Source organism: Pseudomonas sp. 21LCFQ010, assembly GCF_024129905.1.
Taxonomy (GTDB): Bacteria; Pseudomonadota; Gammaproteobacteria; order Pseudomonadales; family Pseudomonadaceae; genus Aquipseudomonas.
In genome coordinates this window covers 134,890-155,388 of the sequence record NZ_JAMYDZ010000010.1, presented here as the reverse complement: position 1 = coordinate 155,388, position 20,499 = coordinate 134,890, and the positions used below count along the sequence as shown (strand labels likewise).

General features: G+C 59.7%; 18 protein-coding genes. 14 read left to right on the top strand and 4 right to left on the bottom strand.

What is annotated here, in order from left to right; genetic code table 11:
• Positions 1 to 362: 362 nt before the first annotated feature.
• The 4 genes from NJC38_RS14185 to map form a co-directional block, all read right to left on the bottom strand.
• The gene (locus NJC38_RS14185; RefSeq protein WP_253115213.1) at positions 363 to 1,232 is read right to left on the bottom strand and encodes a hypothetical protein; all 870 of its coding nucleotides are present in this window, start codon (positions 1,230 to 1,232) and stop codon (positions 363 to 365) included.
• A 159-nt stretch (positions 1,233 to 1,391) separates the two neighbouring features.
• Entirely contained in the window at positions 1,392 to 2,585 is a 1,194-nt protein-coding gene (gene dapC / locus NJC38_RS14180) for a succinyldiaminopimelate transaminase (RefSeq protein ID WP_253115212.1), read from the bottom strand.
• A gap of 57 nt (positions 2,586 to 2,642) precedes the next feature.
• Complete coding sequence (locus tag NJC38_RS14175; protein ID WP_253115211.1) at positions 2,643 to 5,339, bottom strand: [protein-PII] uridylyltransferase; 2,697 nt, start codon at positions 5,337 to 5,339, stop codon at positions 2,643 to 2,645.
• Positions 5,340 to 5,369: 30 nt separating this feature from the next.
• Entirely contained in the window at positions 5,370 to 6,155 is a 786-nt protein-coding gene (gene map, locus NJC38_RS14170; RefSeq protein ID WP_045488666.1) for a type I methionyl aminopeptidase, read from the bottom strand.
• 281 nt (positions 6,156 to 6,436) lie between these two features.
• Between map and rpsB the strand changes: the two genes are divergently transcribed.
• The 14 genes from rpsB (at position 6,437) to lpxB (ending at position 20,488) form a co-directional block, all read left to right on the top strand.
• Complete coding sequence (gene rpsB / locus NJC38_RS14165; protein ID WP_045488668.1) at positions 6,437 to 7,174, top strand: 30S ribosomal protein S2; 738 nt, start codon at positions 6,437 to 6,439, stop codon at positions 7,172 to 7,174.
• A gap of 189 nt (positions 7,175 to 7,363) precedes the next feature.
• Positions 7,364 to 8,227, top strand: a complete 864-nt coding sequence (tsf, locus tag NJC38_RS14160; RefSeq protein WP_045488670.1) for a translation elongation factor Ts — start codon at positions 7,364 to 7,366, stop codon at positions 8,225 to 8,227.
• A gap of 214 nt (positions 8,228 to 8,441) precedes the next feature.
• Entirely contained in the window at positions 8,442 to 9,182 is a 741-nt protein-coding gene (gene pyrH, locus NJC38_RS14155; RefSeq protein WP_045488672.1) for a UMP kinase, read from the top strand.
• Complete coding sequence (frr, locus tag NJC38_RS14150; protein WP_253115210.1) at positions 9,182 to 9,739, top strand: ribosome recycling factor; 558 nt, start codon at positions 9,182 to 9,184, stop codon at positions 9,737 to 9,739. Before pyrH ends, frr begins: the two co-directional genes overlap by 1 nt.
• A 15-nt stretch (positions 9,740 to 9,754) precedes the next feature.
• Positions 9,755 to 10,510: a polyprenyl diphosphate synthase gene (gene uppS, locus NJC38_RS14145; RefSeq protein ID WP_045488687.1), complete on the top strand. Its 756-nt coding sequence runs from the start codon at positions 9,755 to 9,757 to the stop codon at positions 10,508 to 10,510.
• Complete coding sequence (locus NJC38_RS14140; RefSeq protein WP_253115209.1) at positions 10,510 to 11,325, top strand: phosphatidate cytidylyltransferase; 816 nt, start codon at positions 10,510 to 10,512, stop codon at positions 11,323 to 11,325. Before uppS ends, NJC38_RS14140 begins: the two co-directional genes overlap by 1 nt.
• On the top strand, positions 11,322 to 12,512 hold the full coding sequence (ispC, locus tag NJC38_RS14135; protein WP_253115208.1) for a 1-deoxy-D-xylulose-5-phosphate reductoisomerase: 1,191 nt from the start codon (positions 11,322 to 11,324) through the stop codon (positions 12,510 to 12,512). The genes NJC38_RS14140 and ispC overlap by 4 nt, the downstream gene beginning before the upstream one ends.
• A gap of 99 nt (positions 12,513 to 12,611) precedes the next feature.
• Positions 12,612 to 13,964, top strand: a complete 1,353-nt coding sequence (rseP, locus tag NJC38_RS14130; protein ID WP_253115207.1) for a sigma E protease regulator RseP — start codon at positions 12,612 to 12,614, stop codon at positions 13,962 to 13,964.
• Positions 13,965 to 14,035: 71 nt separating this feature from the next.
• Positions 14,036 to 16,420 carry an outer membrane protein assembly factor BamA gene (gene bamA, locus NJC38_RS14125; RefSeq protein WP_253115206.1) on the top strand — a complete coding sequence of 795 codons (2,385 nt, stop codon included), beginning with the start codon at positions 14,036 to 14,038 and terminating at the stop codon, positions 16,418 to 16,420.
• 45 nt (positions 16,421 to 16,465) lie between these two features.
• Positions 16,466 to 16,969, top strand: coding sequence for an OmpH family outer membrane protein (locus NJC38_RS14120; RefSeq protein ID WP_045488698.1), 504 nt, complete (start codon positions 16,466 to 16,468; stop codon positions 16,967 to 16,969).
• 2 nt (positions 16,970 to 16,971) lie between these two features.
• On the top strand, positions 16,972 to 18,027 hold the full coding sequence (lpxD, locus tag NJC38_RS14115) for a UDP-3-O-(3-hydroxymyristoyl)glucosamine N-acyltransferase (protein WP_045488701.1): 1,056 nt from the start codon (positions 16,972 to 16,974) through the stop codon (positions 18,025 to 18,027).
• Between the two features lie 108 nt (positions 18,028 to 18,135).
• Positions 18,136 to 18,576, top strand: a complete 441-nt coding sequence (gene fabZ / locus NJC38_RS14110) for a 3-hydroxyacyl-ACP dehydratase FabZ (RefSeq protein ID WP_045488704.1) — start codon at positions 18,136 to 18,138, stop codon at positions 18,574 to 18,576.
• Positions 18,573 to 19,349 carry an acyl-ACP--UDP-N-acetylglucosamine O-acyltransferase gene (gene lpxA / locus NJC38_RS14105; RefSeq protein ID WP_045488706.1) on the top strand — a complete coding sequence of 259 codons (777 nt, stop codon included), beginning with the start codon at positions 18,573 to 18,575 and terminating at the stop codon, positions 19,347 to 19,349. The genes fabZ and lpxA overlap by 4 nt, the downstream gene beginning before the upstream one ends.
• Positions 19,350 to 19,351: 2 nt before the next feature.
• Positions 19,352 to 20,488 (top strand): lipid-A-disaccharide synthase, encoded by a 1,137-nt coding sequence (lpxB, locus tag NJC38_RS14100; protein WP_253115205.1) that lies wholly within the window; start codon positions 19,352 to 19,354, stop codon positions 20,486 to 20,488.
• The last annotated feature ends 11 nt before the right edge of the window (positions 20,489 to 20,499 follow it).

Sequence of the window (20,499 nt, the reverse complement as noted above, 5' to 3'; positions counted from 1 at the left end):
ATTCCAGGCCTTGATGCCGTAAATGCGTACGACCTTGCTGTCGTTGGCGGTATTGGCCATTGCCGAAACTTCCCATGCATCGCTGAAAACAGCCGGTGATCATGCCATGCCCACACGTGCTGCGCCCGGCCTGTCTCGATATCTGTCGGACAATCCGGGCACAGGGCTTTAGGTTTTGTACGAAAAGTGCCTGCGTTCGGTCATGCTGCGTTAAAAACAGGCTCGGAATGCTCATTTACACCCGTAAAGTCGAGCGCGACTCCGGTCGCTTCCTCGCCTATTTTTGCCTTGCCTGACCTTCGCTCGCCTACTTTTCGTACAAAAGGGGCTTCATTATGGCAAGTTGGCTATCAGAACGGAGTTTATGCTCCGGATGATTGCGTTTTGTTCGTTGAGGTGGACGCCGAGGTCGGCGTGGCGCTACTGGCGCTGTCTGAGGCGCCACCGGGCGGGGGCTCGGCTTGTTCGTCCTCGGCCTGCTCGGCGTACATTTCGGCAATGATGTCGAACAGTGTTTTTTGTACGTCGGGCTTCTTTTCTTTGGCGACGGAGGTCAAGGCTTCTTCGAGCTTGATGTGTTGCTCAAGCCAGCCTGCCGAGTTCTTCTCTTCGGGGCTGACGTTATTGAGGAAGTCCAGGCCTGCCTTGTAGGACTTCGCAGGATCGGCTCCGAAGGCTGCTGCAGCATTGCTGTCATACAGTCCCATCGCGATACCCACTTGTCGGCCCATGGCGTTAGCTGCAGCAGTCTGCTCGGCCTTGGTAAACAGGCCATCCTTGTTGCTGCTGACGGCATACAACGAGCGGCGGTCCAGGTCGCCCAGCAACGAATGGGTATCCCGACCTTCGTAGCTGTTGGCGTCATACGGCGCACCGCCGGCCTGCATCTGGGCGTATTTCGCATCCAGCCGGGCACGGGCGTCGCTGGCGACTTGAGGGAACGTCAGGTCTTTCGAGCTGCTGACCAGTCCCGGATTGCCGGTCGCCATGACCAGCGCCGAGGTGCTCATGCCGGGACGACCCGGAAACTGTCCCGAGGCAGCGTTGGTGGTCTGACTCATCTGCACGGCCGTGCTGGAGAAGGTTGCCTGATCGGTTGTTTGCGATGGCTGGCCCGCTACCTCGGCTTGCGAGGTGGTCTGCTTGCCGTTGCCGGTGCTGACCTGATTCGCCGCGCCCATGCGGCCGTAGGTGGCAATGGCCGCGTTGGGCAGGTTGTTGACGGAAGTCATCCAGAATTCATCCTTGATATGGGTTTGCCTGATGTATCGGCTTTGTAGCCAGATACTATAGCCGTCGGAGGAATTGGAGAAAGTTATACGGGTTGATGTCGCCTGCTATCTGAATGGTGCCCCACGGCACATTGCATGCCGTGGAGCAGGGCCGGGACGTCAGCGGGTTACAAACGCCCGAATCCGCTCAGCCGCTTCGATGCACTCGGCCAGTGGTGCGACCAGGGCCAGGCGCACGCGGCCGGCGCCGGGGTTGAAGCCGTCCACTTCACGCGACAGGTACGAACCTGGCACTACAGTGACGTGCTGTTCAGCGTACAGGTCGCGGCAGAATGCGGCGTCGTCCTGGCCGACGCTGGGCCACAGGTAGAAGCTGCCGTCCGGGCGTTGCACGTCCATCACCGGGCTTAGAATGTCGAGCACGGCGTCGAATTTCTCACGGTACAGGTCGCGGTTGCTGCGCACGTGGTCTTCGTCGTTCCAGGCTGCGATGCTGGCCAGTTGGGTTTGTACCGGCATGGCGCAGCCGTGGTAGGTGCGATACAGCAAGAAGGCCTTGAGGATCTCGGCGTCGCCGGCCACAAAGCCGGAGCGCAGGCCTGGCAGGTTGGAGCGCTTGGACAGGCTGTGAAACACCACGCAGCGCTTGAAATCCTGGCGGCCCAGTTCGGCGCAGGCACTCAGCAGGCCGGGTGGCGGGCTTTGCTCGTCGAAGTACAGCTCGCTGTAGCATTCGTCGGCGGCGATCACGAAGTCGTACTGGTCGGCCAGGGCGATCAGTTTTTTCAGGGTTTCGAGCGGAATCAGTGCACCGGTGGGGTTGCCCGGCGAGCACAGGAACAGGATCTGGCAGCGCTGCCAGATGTGCGGGGCCACCGCGTCGAAATCCGGGTTGAAGCCGTTGTCGTTCAGGCAGGGAAGGTAATGCGGCTGAGCGCCGGCCAGAAACGCCGCACCTTCGTAGATCTGGTAGAACGGATTGGGGCTGACCACCAGGCCGCCCGCTTCGCGGTTGACCACGGTCTGGGTGAAGGCAAACAGCGCCTCACGGGTGCCGTTGACCGGCAGTACGTGGCGGGCCGGGTCGATCCAGCCGACGGGCACGCCAAAGCGTCGTTCGCACCAGTGGCCGATGGCTTCACGCAAGGCCGGCAGGCCCAGGGTGGTCGGGTACACCGCCATCTGATCGAGATTGTCAGCCAGCGCCTTGGCCACGAACGCCGGCGATTTGTGCTTGGGCTCGCCGATCGACAGGGCGATGGGGCGCTTGTCGGGGTTGGGCGTCACGCTGCCGAGCAGGGCACGCAGCTTTTCGAACGGGTAGGGCTGAAGCTGTTGCATGGCGTTGTTCATGAGGCAAATGTCTCAAGGTGCAAGGCGCCCTGAGCCGGGCGCCGTAAATGGATAAATTCAGATACTCAGGCGAAATCCGCCGTCCGGTTCGCTGTTGACGTTCAGTTGTTCGACAATGGCTTCCTGCAGGCGGGCACACAGTTGCGGGTCGGACAACGGCTGGTTGTCGGCATCGGTGATGAAAAACACGTCTTCGACCCGCTCGCCCAGGGTGGCAATCTTGGCGTTCTGCAGCGACAGGTCGAACTCCAGGAAGATCTTGCCAATCCGTGCCAGCAGCCCGGGGCGATCCGGCGCCAGTAGCTCCAGCACCGTGACCGGGCGCTGGGCGTCGTTATGGATGGTGACCTGCGGAGCAAAGCTGAAGTGCTTGAGCTGACGCGGCACCCGGCGCTTGATGATGGTCGGGTAGTCGTCCGGGTTGCGCAGGGCCTCGGTCAGGCCCTGGCGAATTTCTTCGATGCGCTGCGGATTGTCGCCAATCGAGCCACCATCGCTGTCGAGCACGATGTAGGTGTCGAGGGTGAACTGGCTGCTGGAAGTGATGATCCGTGCGTCATGAATATTGAGGTTCAACTGGGCCATGGCGGCCACCGTCACAGCGAAGAAATCGTGCTGGTCGGCGGCGTAGATGAAGATCTGCGTCGCGCCCTCGAATTCGCGTTGGGTGGTTTCCTTGATCAGCACCAGCGGGCCGCCGTTGACTGGCTGTTGCAGGATCGCATCACTGTGCCAGGCCACGTCACCGGCGGTATGGCGCAGAAAGTAATCATCGCCCAGCCCTGACCAGAGCTGTTCCACATCGTCCGGGTCGGTGCCATTGCGCACCAGAATGTCCAGGGCGGCGGTCTGGGTGCGGCGAATCTGCTCTTCACGGTCCACCGGGTTTTCCAGGCCGCGGCGCAGTGCACGCTTGGTCTCGGTATACAGCTGGCGCAACAGGCTGGCCCGCCACGAGTTCCAGAGGGTCGGGTTGGTGGCATTGATATCGGCCACGGTCAGTACATACAGGTAATCCAGATGCACTTCATCACCGACAAACAGGGCGAAGTCGTGAATCACCTGCGGGTCGGACAGGTCCTTGCGTTGCGCGGTCGTCGACATGACCAGGTGGTTGCTCACCAGCCAGACAATCAGCCGCGTGTCCCACACCGGTAGCTGGTGGCGGTGGCCGAAGACTTCGGCGTCGACGGCGCCGAGCTCCGAGTGATCGCCACCGCGGCCTTTGCCGATATCGTGGTACAGCCCGGCCAGGTAGATCAGCTCCGGCTTGGGCAGGCGGGCCATGATCTTGCTGGCCAGCGGGAATTTCTCCGACACCTCGGTGTACTGCAACTTGCGCAGGTGTTTGATGAGGTTGAGGGTGTGGGCATCGACGGTATAAATATGAAACAGGTCGTGTTGCATTTGCCCGACGATATGCCCGAATTCCGGCAGGTACAGGCCGAGGATGCCGTAACGGTTCATGCGTCGCAGATTGCGGTGGATGCCCGTCTCGCATTTGAACAGCTCGATGAACAGGCTGGTATTGCGAATATCGTTGCGGAACTCGTCGTCGATCAGGTACCGGTGCTCACGCAGCAGGCGGATGGTATTGGCCCGCACGCCTTTGATCTCGGGGTTTTGTGCCATCAGCACGAAAATCTCGATGATCGCAAAAGGGGTGCGCTTGAAGACATTCGGACGCGTAGCTTCTATATAGCCATCATGGAGCTGGAAGCGTGAGTTCAGTGGCTGGGTGTTGCCGTCATCCTCGCAGAGGATGACTTCCTCGAAGTGCTGGATGATCAGGTCGCTCAACTGGGCGATGCTCATCACCACCCGGTAATACTTCTGCATGAAGTTTTCGACGGCACGCTTGGAGTCGGTGTCCTGGTAGCCAAGCAGCGCAGCAATGGAGCGTTGATGGTCGAACAGCAGACGGTCTTCGGCGCGCCCGGCCAGCATGTGCAGGGCGTAGCGCACCTTCCAGAGAAACTCCTGCGAGGAGGCCAGCAACTGGTTCTCGCTTTCCAGCAGAAAGCCGGCACCGGCCATGGCCTGCAGGTTCAGGGTGCCGTACTGGCGACGGGCGACCCAGAGGATGGTCTGGATATCGCGCAGGCCGCCCGGTGAACCCTTGACGTTGGGTTCGAGGTTATATTCCGTGTCGTTGTACTTGTGGTGGCGGGCGCGCTGCTCAGCCCGTTTGGCGAGGAAGAAATCCTTGCTCGGCCACAGGTGACCGGTGCTGGTGGCTTCGAGCATGTGCTCGCGCAAGCGTTCGGGGCCTGCAATGGTGCGGCTTTCCATCAGGTTGGTGATGACCGTCAGGTCGGCTTTGGCTTCGCTGGCGCACTCTTGCACCGAGCGCACGCTTTGCCCGACTTCCAGGCCAATATCCCACAGCAGGGTCAGAAACCGCTCGATGGAGTCACGAAAGACTTCGTGATCGTCCTTGTCGAGCAGGATCAGCAGGTCGATATCGGAATAGGGGTGCAGCTCGCCGCGCCCGTAGCCGCCCACCGCCAGCAGGGCGATGTCGGCCTGAGGTTGCCATTGGAACTGGCTCCAGGCCTGTTGCAGGATGTTATCGACGAACCAGGCGCGGTCCTCGATCAGGCGACGGATCTCGCGGCCTTCGCGAAAGCGTTGGTCAAGCACCTCGCGCGCCTGGCGAATGGCCTTCTTGAACGCGGCGATGGGGCTGGACTTCAGGGCCAGTTCAGCCTGGAACTGGCCGCGGTCGAACAATTCGGGATCCACCTGCGGCATGGGCGTGGCTTTCCTTCGGGTCAGTGGTTGTCAGCCAGCGTTGGTACGGGCGATGGTGTCGTCGCTGCGCAGGGTGAAGATCTCGTAACCGTCAGCGGTGACGACCAGAGTGTGTTCCCACTGTGCCGAGAGCTTGCGGTCCTTGGTGATCGCAGTCCAGCCGTCGCCGAGGATCTTGGTTTCGGCGCGGCCCTGATTGATCATCGGCTCGATGGTGAAGGTCATGCCTTCCTTGAGCTCCATGCCCGTGCCGGCCTGGCCATAATGCAGCACCTGTGGCTCCTCGTGAAAGACCTTGCCGATGCCGTGGCCGCAGAATTCACGGACCACCGAAAAGCCGTTCTTTTCAGCGTGCTTCTGGATGACTTCACCGATATCGCCCAGCCGGGCGCCAGGACGGACGACCTCGATGCCTTTATACAGGCACTCCTGAGTGACGCGTGACAGGCGTTCGGCCCACTCCGGCACCTGGCCGACATGGAACATCTTGCTGGTGTCACCGTAATAGCCATCCTTGATGACGGTGATGTCGATGTTCAGGATGTCGCCGTTCTTGAGCGGTTTGTCGGCCGGAATGCCGTGGCACACCACATGGTTGATCGAGGTGCAGATCGACTTGGGAAAGCCTTTGTAGTTCAGCGGTGCCGGAATCGCTTGCTGAACGTTGACGATGTAATCGTGGCAGATGCGGTCCAGTGCCTCGGTGGTGACGCCGGCCTTCACGTGGGGCTCGATCATTTCCAGTACTTCGGCGGCCAGGCGGCCCGCGATGCGCATCTTTTCGATGTCTTCGTGATTTTTAATGCTGACAGTCATTCGGGCGCTCTCGGTAATGCACAAAGCGCCGATTCTAACAGACCGCCGGGCCTCTGGTGGCGATCCCCGGCACCGGATACGCAGGGCGATCAATCAGCCTGTAATAACTGTGGGTTTTGTTTGTCAGCTTTATGTGATATAAAGTGCGCCGCTTTGCAGGGGCTGCCCCTGGAGCATAAACCCACACACGTGTCGACACGATGACCTGGGTGCCGTTGGCAAAGCCGCCGGTTGGTCATTGGGATGCGTGGAGGCCTAACCCGACTTATCAAGGAACTATCATGTCCCAAGTCAATATGCGCGATATGCTGAAGGCCGGTGTGCACTTCGGCCACCAGACCCGTTACTGGAACCCGAAAATGGGCAAGTACATTTTCGGCGCGCGCAACAAGATTCACATCATCAACCTGGAAAAAACCCTGCCGATGTTCAACGACGCCCTGTCGTTCGTAGAGCGTCTGGCTAACGGCAAGAACAAGATCCTGTTCGTCGGCACCAAGCGTTCCGTTGGCAAGATCGTTGCTGAAGAAGCAGCACGCTGCGGCTCGCCGTACGTCGATCACCGCTGGTTGGGCGGCATGCTGACCAACTTCAAAACCATTCGTCAGTCGATCAAGCGTCTGCGCGAACTGGAAGTCCAGGCTGAAGACGGTACCTTCGCCAAGCTGACCAAGAAAGAAGCCCTGATGCGCAGCCGTGATCTGGAAAAACTGGATCGCAGCCTGGGTGGTATCAAGGACATGGGCGGCCTGCCTGATGCCCTGTTCGTTATCGACGTTGATCACGAGCGCATTGCAATCACCGAAGCCAACAAGCTGGGCATCCCGGTCATCGGCGTTGTCGATACCAACAGCAGCCCGGAAGGCGTTGACTACGTGATCCCGGGTAACGATGACGCCATTCGCGCCATCCAGCTGTACATGGGTTCGATGGCTGATGCCGTCATCCGTGGTCGCAACAACGTTGCTGGCGGCACCGAAGTCTACGAAGAAGCTCCGGCTGCTGCTGTAGAAGGCTGAGTAACCAACGCCAGGCGTTGACTCAGTACGCAAAAAGGGGGCTTGGCCCCCTTTTTGCCACCTCGGAAAACATCGGCTGGCGCGGCCATGGCTATGTTGTCATCTGCTGCTGCCAAGATGGTTTTTCAAGAATTTGAACGCCCGTGACTTCGGGTGGTGTGGTTAAAACCTATCCAAGAGGATTTTGAAATGGCAGAGATTACTGCGGCGCTGGTCAAAGAACTGCGTGAGCGTACCGGCGAAGGCATGATGGATTGCAAAAAGGCCCTGACCAAGGCCGGCGGCGACATCGAAAAGGCAATCGACGACATGCGCGCTTCCGGTGCCATCAAGGCTGCCAAGAAAGCTGGCAACGTTGCTGCTGAAGGCGCTATCGCCATCAAGGACGACGGTAAATCCGCTGTCCTGCTGGAAGTCAACTCGCAGACCGACTTCCTGGCCCTGCAGGAAGACTTCAAGGCATTCGTTGCTGCCAGCGTCGAAAAAGCCTTCGCAGAGAAGCTGACCACTGTCGAGCCACTGATCGAAGCTCAAGAAGCTGACCGTCTGGTACTGGTCGGCAAGACTGGCGAAAACGTCAACATTCGCCGTCTGGTCCGTGTTGAAGGTGACGTGCTGGGTGCTTACCTGCACGGCAACAAGATCGGCGTGGTTGTGGTCCTCAAGGGCGGCGACAGCGAGCTGGCCAAAGACATCGCCATGCACGTTGCGGCGACCAACCCTGAGTTCCTGCTGCCTTCGGAAGTTTCGGCTGAAGCGATCGAGCGCGAGAAGGGTGTCTTCCTGCAACTGAACGAAGACAAGATCAAGGGCAAGCCTGAGAACATCGTTGAAAACATGATCAAAGGCCGTATCTCCAAGTTCCTGGCTGAAGCCAGCCTGGTCGAGCAGCCTTTCGTCAAGAACCCGGAAGTCAAGGTTGGCGAGCTGGCCAAGAAAGCCGGTGCCGAGATCGTTTCCTTCACTTACTTCAAAGTGGGTGACGGCATCGAGAAGCCGGTTGATAACTTCGCTGAAGAAGTTGCCGCTCAAGTGGCTGCCAGCAAGAAGTAAGACGGTTTTCAACTGTCGTACTGCAGGCTGAAAAAGAGGCTGCCCGCTCATGCGTGCGGCCTCTTTTTCAAAAGAAACAGAGGAATTTTTGCTTGCAGGCATGGTCTGCAAGGCAGCTTTTTCTGGCGCCCCGGTAGCGTCAGACTAAAGTTGACGCAGGTCGTCAGGCCTGTATGGATTTCATAATCAAGTAATGCCGCAGGAGAGATTCGCAATGGCTCAGCAGGGCAGTGGTCATCAGGCTCGCTATAAACGCATTCTACTCAAACTTAGCGGCGAAGCCCTGATGGGCTCCGAGGATTTCGGCATCGATCCCAAGGTGCTCGACCGCATGGCGCTGGAAGTCGGCCAACTGGTCGGCATCGGTGTTCAGGTAGGGTTGGTGATTGGTGGTGGCAACCTGTTCCGTGGTGCAGCGCTGAGCGCGGCCGGCATGGATCGGGTGACAGGCGATCACATGGGCATGCTTGCCACCGTGATGAACGCGCTGGCCATGCGTGACGCTCTGGAGCGCGCCAATATCACTGCCATCGTGATGTCCTCCATTTCCATGACCGGCGTGACCGATCACTATGATCGGCGCAAGGCCATGCGTCACTTGAACGCCAAGGAAGTGGTGATCTTCGCGGCCGGCACCGGCAATCCGTTCTTCACCACTGACTCGGCCGCGTGCCTGCGGGCCATCGAAATCGATGCCGACGTTGTGCTCAAGGCTACCAAGGTGGATGGCGTTTATACCGCTGATCCGTTCAAGGATCCTAATGCCGAGAAGTTCGATCACCTGTCTTACGATGAGGTGCTCGATCGCAAATTGGGTGTGATGGACCTGACTGCAATCTGCCTGTGCCGCGACCACAAGATGCCGTTGCGTGTCTTCAATATGAACAAGCCCGGCGCCCTGCTCAATATTGTGCAAGGTGGCGCTGAAGGAACCCTGATCGAGGAAGTTCGATAATGATCAACGACATCAAGAAAGATGCCCAGGAACGTATGGGCAAGTCGCTCGAAGCGCTGGGCCGTAACCTGGCTTCGATCCGCACCGGCCGTGCACACCCCAGCATCCTCGACAGCGTCAAGGTGACTGCCTGGGGCAGCGAGATGCCACTTAACCAGGTTGCCGCAATCAGCGTCGAAGACGCGCGTACCCTGAAGATCGTCGCTCACGACAAGAATCTCGGCGCGGCCATCGAGAAGGCCATCCTGACCTCCGACCTGGGTCTGAACCCGAGCAGTGCCGGTACCACCATTCGTGTACCGATGCCTGCCCTGACCGAAGAGACCCGCAAGGGTTACACCAAGCAGGCGCGTGGTGTGGCAGAAGACGCCAAGGTTGCAGTGCGCAACGTGCGTCGTGATGCTCTGGCTGACCTGAAGAAGCTGTCCAAAGACAAGGAAATCAGCGAAGACGAAGAGCGTCGTGCCGCCGATGAGCTGCAAAAGCTCACCGACAAATATGTCGCTGAAGTCGACAAGGCACTGGAAGCCAAAGAAAAAGACCTGATGGCCGTTTGAGGTCGGGGTTTTTTAATGGAAAAGACCAAGCAGGCGGCACTGTCTTCAGTGCCGCGCCATGTCGCGATCATCATGGATGGCAACAATCGCTGGGCGAAAAAACGCCTGCTGCCCGGTGTCGCCGGCCACAAGGCTGGTGTGGATGCGGTGCGCGCCGTGATCGAGGTGTGTGCCGAGGCCGGGGTCGAAGTGTTGACCCTGTTTGCGTTCTCCAGCGAGAACTGGCAGCGCCCGGCCGATGAGGTGGGTGCGCTGATGGAGTTGTTCCTCACAGCGCTGCGTCGTGAGACCCGGCGCTTGAACGAGAACGAAATCAGCTTGCGGATCATTGGTGATCGCAGCCGTTTTCATCCAGAGTTGCAGGCGGCCATGCGTGAGGCCGAGCAGGCTACCGCCGGCAGCAATCGCTTTGTGCTGCAGGTCGCTGCCAACTACGGCGGCCAGTGGGACATTGCCCAGGCTGCGCAGCGGCTGGCGCGCGAAGTGCAGGCAGGTCATCTGAAGCCTGAGGACGTCACGCCCGAGCTGTTGCAATCTTGCCTGTCTACCGGCGATCTGCCGTTGCCCGATCTGTGCATTCGCACCGGTGGCGAGCACCGGATCAGCAATTTTCTGCTTTGGCAGCTGGCCTATGCCGAGCTGTACTTCTCCGACCTTTTTTGGCCGGACTTCAAACACGACGCCATGCGCACTGCGCTGGCCGATTTTGCTTCGCGCCAGCGCCGCTTTGGTAAAACCAGCGAGCAGGTCGAAGCCGGAGCCCGTGCCTGATGCTCAAACAACGGATCATCACTGCGCTTATTCTGCTGCCGATTGCCCTGTGTGGGTTCTTTCTGCTCAAGGGTGCCAATTTCGCGCTGTTCATTGGTGCGGTTGTGGTGCTGGGCGGTTGGGAGTGGGCCAGGCTGGCAGGGTTTGCCAGTCAGTCGATGCGTATCGGTTATGCAGCGGCCATCGCTGTGCTGCTGTTTCTGCTTTATCTGTTGCCGGGCCTGGCGCCTTGGGTGCTCACCGCTGCGGTCATCTGGTGGCTGGTGGCAACCTGGCTGGTGCTCACCTACCCGGCGTCCAGCGAGCATTGGGCCAGTGCACTGTGCAAGCTGGCCATCGGCCTGGCGATTTTGCTGCCGGCCTGGCAAGGTCTGGTGCTGATCAAGCAGTGGCCGCTGGGCAACTGGTTGATCCTGTCGGTGATGGTGCTGGTATGGGCGGCAGACATTGGTGCCTATTTCACTGGCAAGGCGATCGGCAAACGCAAACTGGCGCCAAAAGTCAGTCCCGGCAAGAGCTGGGAGGGGGTTTATGGTGGCCTGGCGGTCAGTCTGATGCTCACCTTCGTGGTGGGTGTCATGCGTGACTGGTCGTTCGGTGAGTTTGTCGCGGGCCTGGCCGCTGCGGCGGTTATCGTGCTGATTTCCGTTGTCGGTGATCTGACCGAAAGCATGTTCAAGCGTCAGTCCGGGATCAAGGACAGCAGCAATCTGCTGCCGGGTCATGGCGGTGTGCTGGATCGTATCGATAGCCTGACAGCCGCAGTGCCGGTGTTCGCGGTGCTGTTGTGGATCGCTGATTGGGGTGTGATGTGAGCAAGGTGCAACAGGTAACGGTGCTTGGCGCGACCGGTTCGATTGGTCTGAGCACGCTGGATGTCATTGCTCGCCATCCTGAATTGTTCAAGGTTTTCGCGTTGAGCGGTTTCACCCGTCTGGATGAGCTGTTGAAGTTGTGCGTGCGTCATCAGCCGCGCTATGCAGTGGTGCCGACGTTTGAAGCTGCCGGACGCCTGCAGGCCGCGCTGATCGGTGCTGGCCTCGGAACCCGAGTGCTGTTGGGTGAGGATGGGCTCTGCGAAGTGGCTGCGCACCCTGAAGTCGATGCGGTCATGGCCGCTATCGTGGGGGCCGCCGGCTTGCGCCCGACCCTGGCGGCGGTGGAGGCTGGCAAAAAAGTGCTGCTGGCCAACAAGGAGGCGCTGGTGATGTCCGGCGCCTTGTTCATGGAGGCCGTGCGCCGCAGTGGTGCGCTGCTGCTGCCGATCGACAGTGAGCACAATGCAATTTTCCAGTGCCTGCCCGGTGACTTTTCTCGCGGGTTGGGCGCAGTGGGTGTCCGGCGGATCCTGCTGACCGCTTCCGGTGGGCCGTTCCGGCAGACCCCGCTTGAGCAATTGCAGGCAGTAACGCCTGAGCAGGCTTGCGCGCATCCTGTCTGGTCGATGGGGCGCAAGATCTCGGTCGACTCGGCCACCATGATGAACAAGGGTCTCGAACTTATCGAGGCCTGCTGGCTGTTCGATGCCCGGCCTGACCAGGTCGAAGTAGTCATTCATCCGCAAAGCGTGGTTCACTCGCTGGTCGATTACGTGGATGGTTCGGTGCTGGCTCAACTGGGCAATCCGGACATGCGTACCCCCATCGCCAATGCGCTGGCCTGGCCTGCGCGTATCGATTCGGGTGTCGAGCCGCTGGATCTGTTTCGTATCGGTCAGTTGAATTTCGAAGCGCCGGATGAACAGCGCTTTCCCTGTCTGCGCCTGGCGCGCCAGGCGGCGGAGGCGGGCGGCAGTGCGCCGGCGTTACTCAATGCGGTCAATGAAGTGGCCGTGGCCGCGTTTCTCGATCGGCGCATTGGCTATCTGGATATCGCGAGTATGATTGAGTCGGTTCTGAATCAGGAGCCGGTGGTCCCGGTCAATGAGCTGGAGACTGTTTTCGCCATGGATGCCCGGGCGCGGACTTTGGCTGCGCACTGGCTGGAACGCAATGGGCGATGAAATTTTCGGACGCTTGGGGTTTTGTGCGGCATCAGGGGCAAGCGACAGGCTTGCGATGATTGACTCACTGGCCGGCAAGCCGGTCCCCGGAGAAAGTTGATGAGCGCTTTGTACATGATCCTGGGGACTCTGATCGCCCTGGGTGTGTTGGTGACCTTCCACGAGTTCGGCCATTTCTGGGTGGCGCGTCGTTGCGGGGTCAAGGTTCTGCGGTTCTCGGTTGGCTTCGGTACGCCGCTGGTGCGGTGGCATGATCGTCATGGCACCGAGTTCGTCGTGGCCGCCATTCCGCTGGGCGGTTATGTGAAGATGCTCGACGAGCGCGAAGGGCACGTGCCGCCCGAGCTTGCCGGGCAGTCGTTCAATCGCAAGACGGTCTATCAGCGCATCGCCATTGTCATCGCCGGTCCTGCGGCCAACTTCATTCTCGCCATCGTGTTTTTCTGGGCGCTGGCCATGCTGGGCAGTCAGCAGGTTCGACCGGTCGTCGGTTCGGTCGAGCAAGGCAGTATCGCTCAGCAGGCCGGTTTGCAGGCCGGCCAGGAAATCGTGGCGGTTGACGGCAAGGCGACCAGCGGTTGGGCGGCGGTGAACCTGCAGCTGGTGCGTCGTCTGGGTGAAACCGGCACGGTCGATCTCAAGGTGCGTGACGAAGGTTCAGCTACCGAGACTTCTCGTCAGTTGGTGCTCAAGGATTGGCTCAAGGGCGCCGAGGAGCCGGATCCGATCCGCTCGCTGGGGATCCAGCCGTGGCGCCCGGTGCTGTCACCAGTGCTGGCCGAGCTCGACTCCAAAGGGCCAGCACAGGCAGCCGGTCTGAAAACCGGTGATCGCCTGGTGGCGTTGAACGAGCAGCCGGTCAGTGAGTGGCAACAGGTGGTCGACTGGGTGCGTGAGCGACCCGGTGTGCAGATTTCCGTGCGTATCGAGCGCGATGGTGTGCAACTGGATATTCCCGTCACGCTGGCGGCCCGTGGCGAGGCTGCGGCCGCGACCGGCTACCTCGGTGCCGGTGTGAAAGGCGGTGAATGGCCTGCACACATGCTGCGTGAAGTCAGCTACGGGCCGCTGGAAGCGGTGGCCGAAGGCTTCAAACGCACCTGGAACATGAGTGTGCTGACCCTCGAATCCTTGAAGAAAATGTTGTTCGGGGAGCTATCGGTAAAAAACTTGAGTGGACCGATAACCATTGCTAAAGTGGCGGGCGCTTCAGCCCAGTCGGGCGTGGGTGACTTCCTGAATTTCCTGGCGTATCTGAGCATAAGCCTGGGGGTTCTCAATTTGCTGCCCATTCCAGTGTTGGATGGGGGGCATTTGCTGTTCTACCTGATCGAGTGGGCGCGTGGTCGCCCGTTGTCGGAAAGGGTACAGGGTTGGGGCGTTCAGATCGGTATCAGTCTGGTGGTGGGCGTTATGCTGCTCGCGCTGGTCAACGATCTGGGCCGACTCTGAAGCTTCGTTCCGTTACGAATCTGCCGCATCAGCGGCAGCTTGTTTATTGCCAGTTGGAATAAAAGGACTTCATGAAACGTCTGCTGCTAACTGCGGCTCTTGCCGCACTGATGATTGCTGAAGTTCACGCCGAGTCCTTCACCATCTCCGATATTCGTGTCAATGGCCTGCAGCGGGTATCCGCCGGCAGCGTCTTTGGTGCGCTGCCATTGAACGTCGGCGAGCACGCAGACGATGGTCGTCTGGTCGAAGCCACTCGTGCGCTGTTCAAGACCGGGTTCTTCCAGGACATCCAGTTGGGCCGCGAGGGCAACGTCCTGGTCATTACTGTAGTCGAGCGTCCGTCGGTAGCCAGTATCGAGATCGAAGGCAACAAGGCCATTTCCACTGAAGACCTCACCAAAGGCCTCAAGCAGTCAGGCCTGGCTGAAGGCGAGATCTTCCAGCGCGCCACCCTTGAGGGCGTGCGTAACGAGCTGCAGCGTCAGTATGTTGCCCAGGGCCGCTACTCGGCTGAAGTGAAGGCCGAAGTCGTGCCGCAGCCGCGTAACCGCGTGGGCCTGAAGATCAACATCGACGAAGGCACCGTTGCCGCTATCCAGCACATCAACGTGGTGGGCAATACGGTGTTCCCCGATCAGGACCTGATCGACCTGTTCGAGCTCAAGACCACCAACTGGCTGTCGTTCTTCAAGAACGATGACAAGTACGCCCGTGAGAAACTCTCCGGCGACCTGGAGCGCCTGCGCTCCTACTACCTGGACCGCGGCTATATCAACATGGATATCGCCTCGACCCAGGTCTCGATCACGCCTGACAAAAAGAGCGTGTACATCACGGTCAACGTCAACGAAGGCGAAAAGTACAGCGTCAACTCGGTCAAGCTCAGTGGCGACCTCAAGGTGCCCGAGGATCAGGTCAAGTCGCTGATGCTGGTGCAGCCTGGCCAGGTGTTCTCGCGCAAGGTCATGACCACGACTTCCGAACTGATTACCCGGCGTCTGGGTAACGAAGGCTACACCTTCGCCAACGTCAACGGCGTGCCGACGCCAAATGATCAGGATCACACCGTCGATATCACTTTCGTGGTCGATCCGGGCAAGCGTGCCTACGTCAACCGCATCAACTTCCGCGGCAACACCAAGTCGGCCGACGAAGTGCTGCGCCGTGAAATGCGCCAGATGGAAGGCGGCTGGGCTTCGACTTATTTGATCGATCAGTCCAAAACCCGTCTGGATCGCCTGGGCTTCTTCAAGGAAGTCAACGTCGAGACCCCGGCGGTGCCGGGCACCGACGACCAGGTCGATGTGAACTACACCGTTGAAGAGCAGGCCTCCGGTTCGATCACCGCCAGCGTCGGTTTCGCCCAGAGCGCCGGTCTGATCCTTGGTGGTTCGATCAGCCAGAACAACTTCCTCGGTACCGGTAACAAGGTCAGCATCGGCCTGACCCGCAGCGAATACCAGAGCCGTTATAACTTCAGCTATGTCGATCCGTACTGGACGCCCGATGGTGTGAGCCTGGGCTACAACGCCTTCTATCGCAGCACCAACTACGATGACCTCGACGTCGACGTGGCAAGCTATGCGGTAGACAGCTACGGTGCCGGTATCAGCCTGGGTTACCCGATCAGCGAAACCTCGCGTCTGACCTATGGCCTGAACGTGCAGCAGGACAAGATCAAGACCGGTACCTACACCGTTGAAGAGATTTTCGACTTCATCGACCGTGAGGGCAGCAGCTTCCTGAACTTCAAGGCGTCTGTCGGCTGGTCCGAATCGACCCTCAACAAAGGCGTGTTGCCGACCCGTGGTCACTCGCAAAGCCTGGTGCTTGAGTCGACCCTGCCAGGTAGCGACCTGTCGTTCTTCAAGCTTGACTACCGCGGCCAGTACTTCTATCCGATCAGCGACACCTACACCCTGCGTCTGCACACCGAGCTGGGTTATGGCGACGGTTACGGTTCGACCAGTGGCCTGCCGTTCTACGAGAACTACTACGCCGGTGGCTTCAACTCGGTACGTGGCTTCAAGGACAGCACCCTTGGTCCGCGCAGTACACCGAGCCGCGGTGAGGCCGATGGTGGTCGCCCAGGTACCATCGCCGACCCGGATCAGGATCCGCTGCCATTTGGTGGCAACGTGCTGGTGCAGGGCGGTGTGGAGCTGATGTTCCCACTGCCGTTCATCAAGGACCAGCGCTCCTTGCGCACTTCGCTGTTCTGGGACGTAGGTAACGTCTTCGACAGCAATTGCAGCTCCAGCCGAACCATCAACAACGAGCCTGTCGAGTGCAATAACGTCGACTTCTCCGGCATGGCCAGCTCGGTTGGTGTCGGTGTGACCTGGATTACCGCGCTTGGCCCGCTGAGCTTCGCGCTAGCGATGCCGATCAAGAAACCGGACAACGATTCCGAAACCCAAGTGTTCCAATTTTCCCTGGGCCAGACCTTCTAAGGGTCTGGCTCCCGAAAACGATAACGAATTCTGTAGGAGTGTATCGTGCGTAAGTTGACTCAATTGGTACTGCTGGCCACCGTTCTTGTTGCAACCCCGGCGTTGGCAGACATGAAAATTGCCGTGCTGAACTATCAGATGGCTCTGCTGGAATCCGATGCGGCGAAGAAGTACGCCGTGGATGCCGAGAAGAAATTTGGCCCTCAGTTCACCAAACTGAAAAGCCTGGAAACCAGTGCCAAGGGTATCCAGGACCGTCTGGTCAGCGGCGGCGACAAGATGGCCCAGCCTGAGCGCGAGCGTCTTGAGCTGGAATTCAAGCAAAAGGCCCGTGACTACCAGTTCCAGTCCAAGGAACTGAGCGAAGCCAAAGCCGTTGCTGACCGCGAAATGCTCAAGCAACTGAAGCCTAAGCTGGATCAGGCTGTTGAAGAGGTTATCAAGAAGGGCGGTTTTGACCTGGTGTTCGAGCGTGGCGCCGTGATCGACGTCAAGCCTCAATACGACGTGACCCGCCAGGTCATCGAGCGTATGAACCAGCTGAAGTAACCATGAGCGCCTCCATCAAGCTCGGCCGTTTGGCCGAGTTCCTGGACGCCACCTTGCGTGGCGACGGGGACAAGGACATCGCCGGACTCGCCACTTTGCAAGAGGCGGGTCCTGAGCAGGTCAGCTTTCTGGCCAACCCGCAATATCGCAAGTTTCTCAATGAGACCCAGGCCGGTGCCGTGCTGCTCAAACCAGCTGATGCCGAAGGCTATGCCGGCGATGCGTTGCTGGTGCCGGATCCGTATCTGGCTTATGCGCGCATTTCGCACCTGTTCGACCCCAAGCCAAAAGCTGCTGCCGGGATTCACCCGACGGCGGTTGTCGCTGATGATGCGCAGGTCGATCCGAGTGCAAGTATCGGCGCTTTTGCCGTGATCGAGAGCGGCGTGCAGATCGGCGCGAATGTTACGGTCGGTGCCCAATGCTTCATCGGTGCACGCAGTGTGATTGGCGAGGGCGGCTGGCTGGCGCCACGTGTCACGCTGTATCACGATGTGCGCATTGGTCAGCGAGTGGTCATTCAGTCCGGTGCCGTGCTGGGTGGCGAAGGCTTCGGTTTTGCCAATCAGAAGGGCGTCTGGCAGAAAATTGCCCAGATCGGCGGCGTGGTCATTGGTGACGATGTGGAAATCGGCGTCAATACGGCCATTGATCGCGGTGCGCTGGCCGATACCCGCATCGGTAACGGTGTGAAGCTGGACAACCAGATTCAGATTGCCCACAACGTGCAGGTCGGTGACCACACCGCGATGGCGGCTTGTGTCGGTATCTCTGGCAGCACCAGGATCGGCAAGCATTGCATGCTCGCCGGTGGTGTGGGTCTGGTCGGACATATCGAGATTTGCGACGGTGTGTTCATCACCGGCATGACCATGGTGACTCACTCGATCACCGAGCCTGGCTCCTATTCGTCAGGCACGGCCATGCAGCCGGCAGCGGAGTGGCGCAAGAGTGCCGCACGACTGCGCAAGCTCGATGATATGGCTCGTCGGCTGCAGAAACTGGAAAAGATCGTCGAAACGGTGACCTGCGACGCCGCTGGATCATCTGAAGGCTGATATCTTTTTCCCATCAGGCGAGTGCGGCCGCTGGACCGCCTCCCTGAGTTGTAGAAGAGCGCCGCAGTTGTGTGCGCTCTCACTCTTTACTACAGGCTTCCCCTCGAAATGATGGACATCAACGAAATACGCGAATATCTGCCTCATCGTTACCCTTTCCTGTTGGTGGATCGCGTGGCGGAGCTGGATCTTGAGGGCAAGACCATTCGCGCCTACAAGAACGTCAGTGTCAACGAGCCGTTCTTCAATGGTCACTTTCCCCAGCATCCGATCATGCCGGGCGTATTGATCATTGAGGCCATGGCTCAGGCTGCGGGTATCCTGGGTTTCAAAATGCTTGACGCCAAACCTGCTGATGGCACTCTCTATTACTTCGTGGGTTCGGACAAACTGCGTTTTCGCCAGCCAGTGGTGCCGGGCGACCAGTTGACGCTTGAGGCCAAATTCGTCAGCCGCAAGCGCCAGATCTGGAAGTTCGAGTGCCAGGCCTCGGTCGACGGCAAGTCGGTTTGCTCCGCCGAAATCATCTGTGCGGAACGCGAACTATGAGTTTGATTGACTCTCGCGCAATCATCGATCCGACGGCCGTACTGGCCGACAACGTTGAAGTCGGCCCCTGGTCGATCATCGGGGCCGGTGTGGAAATTGGCGAGGGTACTGTGATCGGCCCCCACGTGATTGTGCGTGGGCCGACGCGCATCGGTCGTCACAACCGTATTTACCAGTTCTCTTCCGTTGGTGAGGACACCCCTGACCTCAAGTACAAGGGCGAAGACACACGCCTGGTGATCGGTGATCACAACGTGATTCGTGAGGGTGTGACCATCCATCGCGGCACCATTCAGGACCGCGCAGAGACCACGCTGGGTGATCACAACCTGATCATGGCCTATGCGCACATCGGTCACGACAGCGTGATCGGCAACCACTGCATTCTGGTCAACAACACTGCTCTGGCCGGTCATGTGCATGTTGATGACTGGGCGATCCTGTCCGGTTATACGTTGGTGCATCAGTACTGTCACATTGGCGCACACAGTTTTTCCGGGATGGGTACTGCGATTGGCAAGGACGTGCCGGCGTTCGTCACCGTGTTTGGCAACCCCGCCGAGGCACGTAGCATGAACTTTGAAGGCATGCGCCGGCGTGGGTTCTCCGAAGAGGCCATTCTGGCCCTGCGCAAGGCCTACAAGACGGTCTACCGCCAGAGCCTGACGGTCGAACAGGCCATTGCCGAGCTGGCTGAGCCGGCTGCGGCGTTTCCTGAAGTCGCGATCTTTCTCCAGTCGATTCAATCGTCCACCCGCGGCATTACCCGCTGATCATGGCCAGTCCATTGCGTATCGCTCTGGTCGCGGGCGAGGCGTCCGGCGATATTCTGGGTTCCGGCCTGATGCGGGCCATCAAGGCGCGTCATCCGGATGCGACCTTCATCGGCGTTGGCGGGCCGCTCATGGAGGCCGAGGGCATGACCTCGTACTTTCCCATGGAGCGCTTGTCGGTCATGGGGCTGGTTGAGGTGCTGGGTCGCTTGCGCGAGCTGCTTGGGCGGCGCAAAGAGCTGATCCAGACGCTGATCGCCGAGCAACCGGATGTGTTCATTGGCATCGATGCGCCGGACTTTACCCTCACCATCGAACTGAAGCTGCGTCAGGCCGGGATCAAGACCGTGCACTACGTCAGCCCGTCGGTCTGGGCCTGGCGTCAGAAGCGCGTGCTGAAGATTCGTGAAGGCTGCGACCTGATGTTGACCCTGCTGCCCTTCGAGGCACGTTTCTACGAAGAAAAGGGCGTGCCGGTGCGCTTTGTCGGTCATCCGTTGGCCGATACCATCCCGCTTGAGGCTGACCGGGCTGCGGCGCGCGCCGAACTGGGCTTGGGTGACGGGCCGGTGGTGGCGTTGATGCCGGGCAGTCGGGGCGGCGAAGTCGGGCGCCTGGGCGCCTTGTTCTTCGATACCGCTGCGCGGCTGCTCGCCGAACGTCCTGATCTGCGTTTTGTCCTGCCTTGTGCCAGCCCGCAGCGTCGGGCGCAGGTCGAACAGTTGCTGCAAGGTCGTGATCTGCCGGTGACGCTGCTTGATGGCCGCTCCCATGTCGCTCTGGCCGCCTGTGACGCGGTGCTGATCGCGTCGGGCACTGCCACGCTCGAAGCGCTGCTGTACAAACGGCCGATGGTCGTGGCCTACCGCCTGGCCCCGCTGACTTTCTGGATTCTCAAGCGGCTGGTCAAGAGTCCTTACGTGTCGTTGCCCAACCTGTTGGCCGGTCGCCTGCTGGTTCCTGAGCTGTTACAGGAAGCGGCAACTCCCGAGACGCTGGCTGGCCAGTTGCTGCCCCTGATCGACGCAGGGCTGGTGCAGACCGAAGGCTTTGACCAGATTCACCGCACCCTGCGCCGCGACGCCTCCAACCAGGCGGCACAAGCGGTGCTGGAACTGATTGGTCGTAACCCCGAGTGAGTGTGAACGCT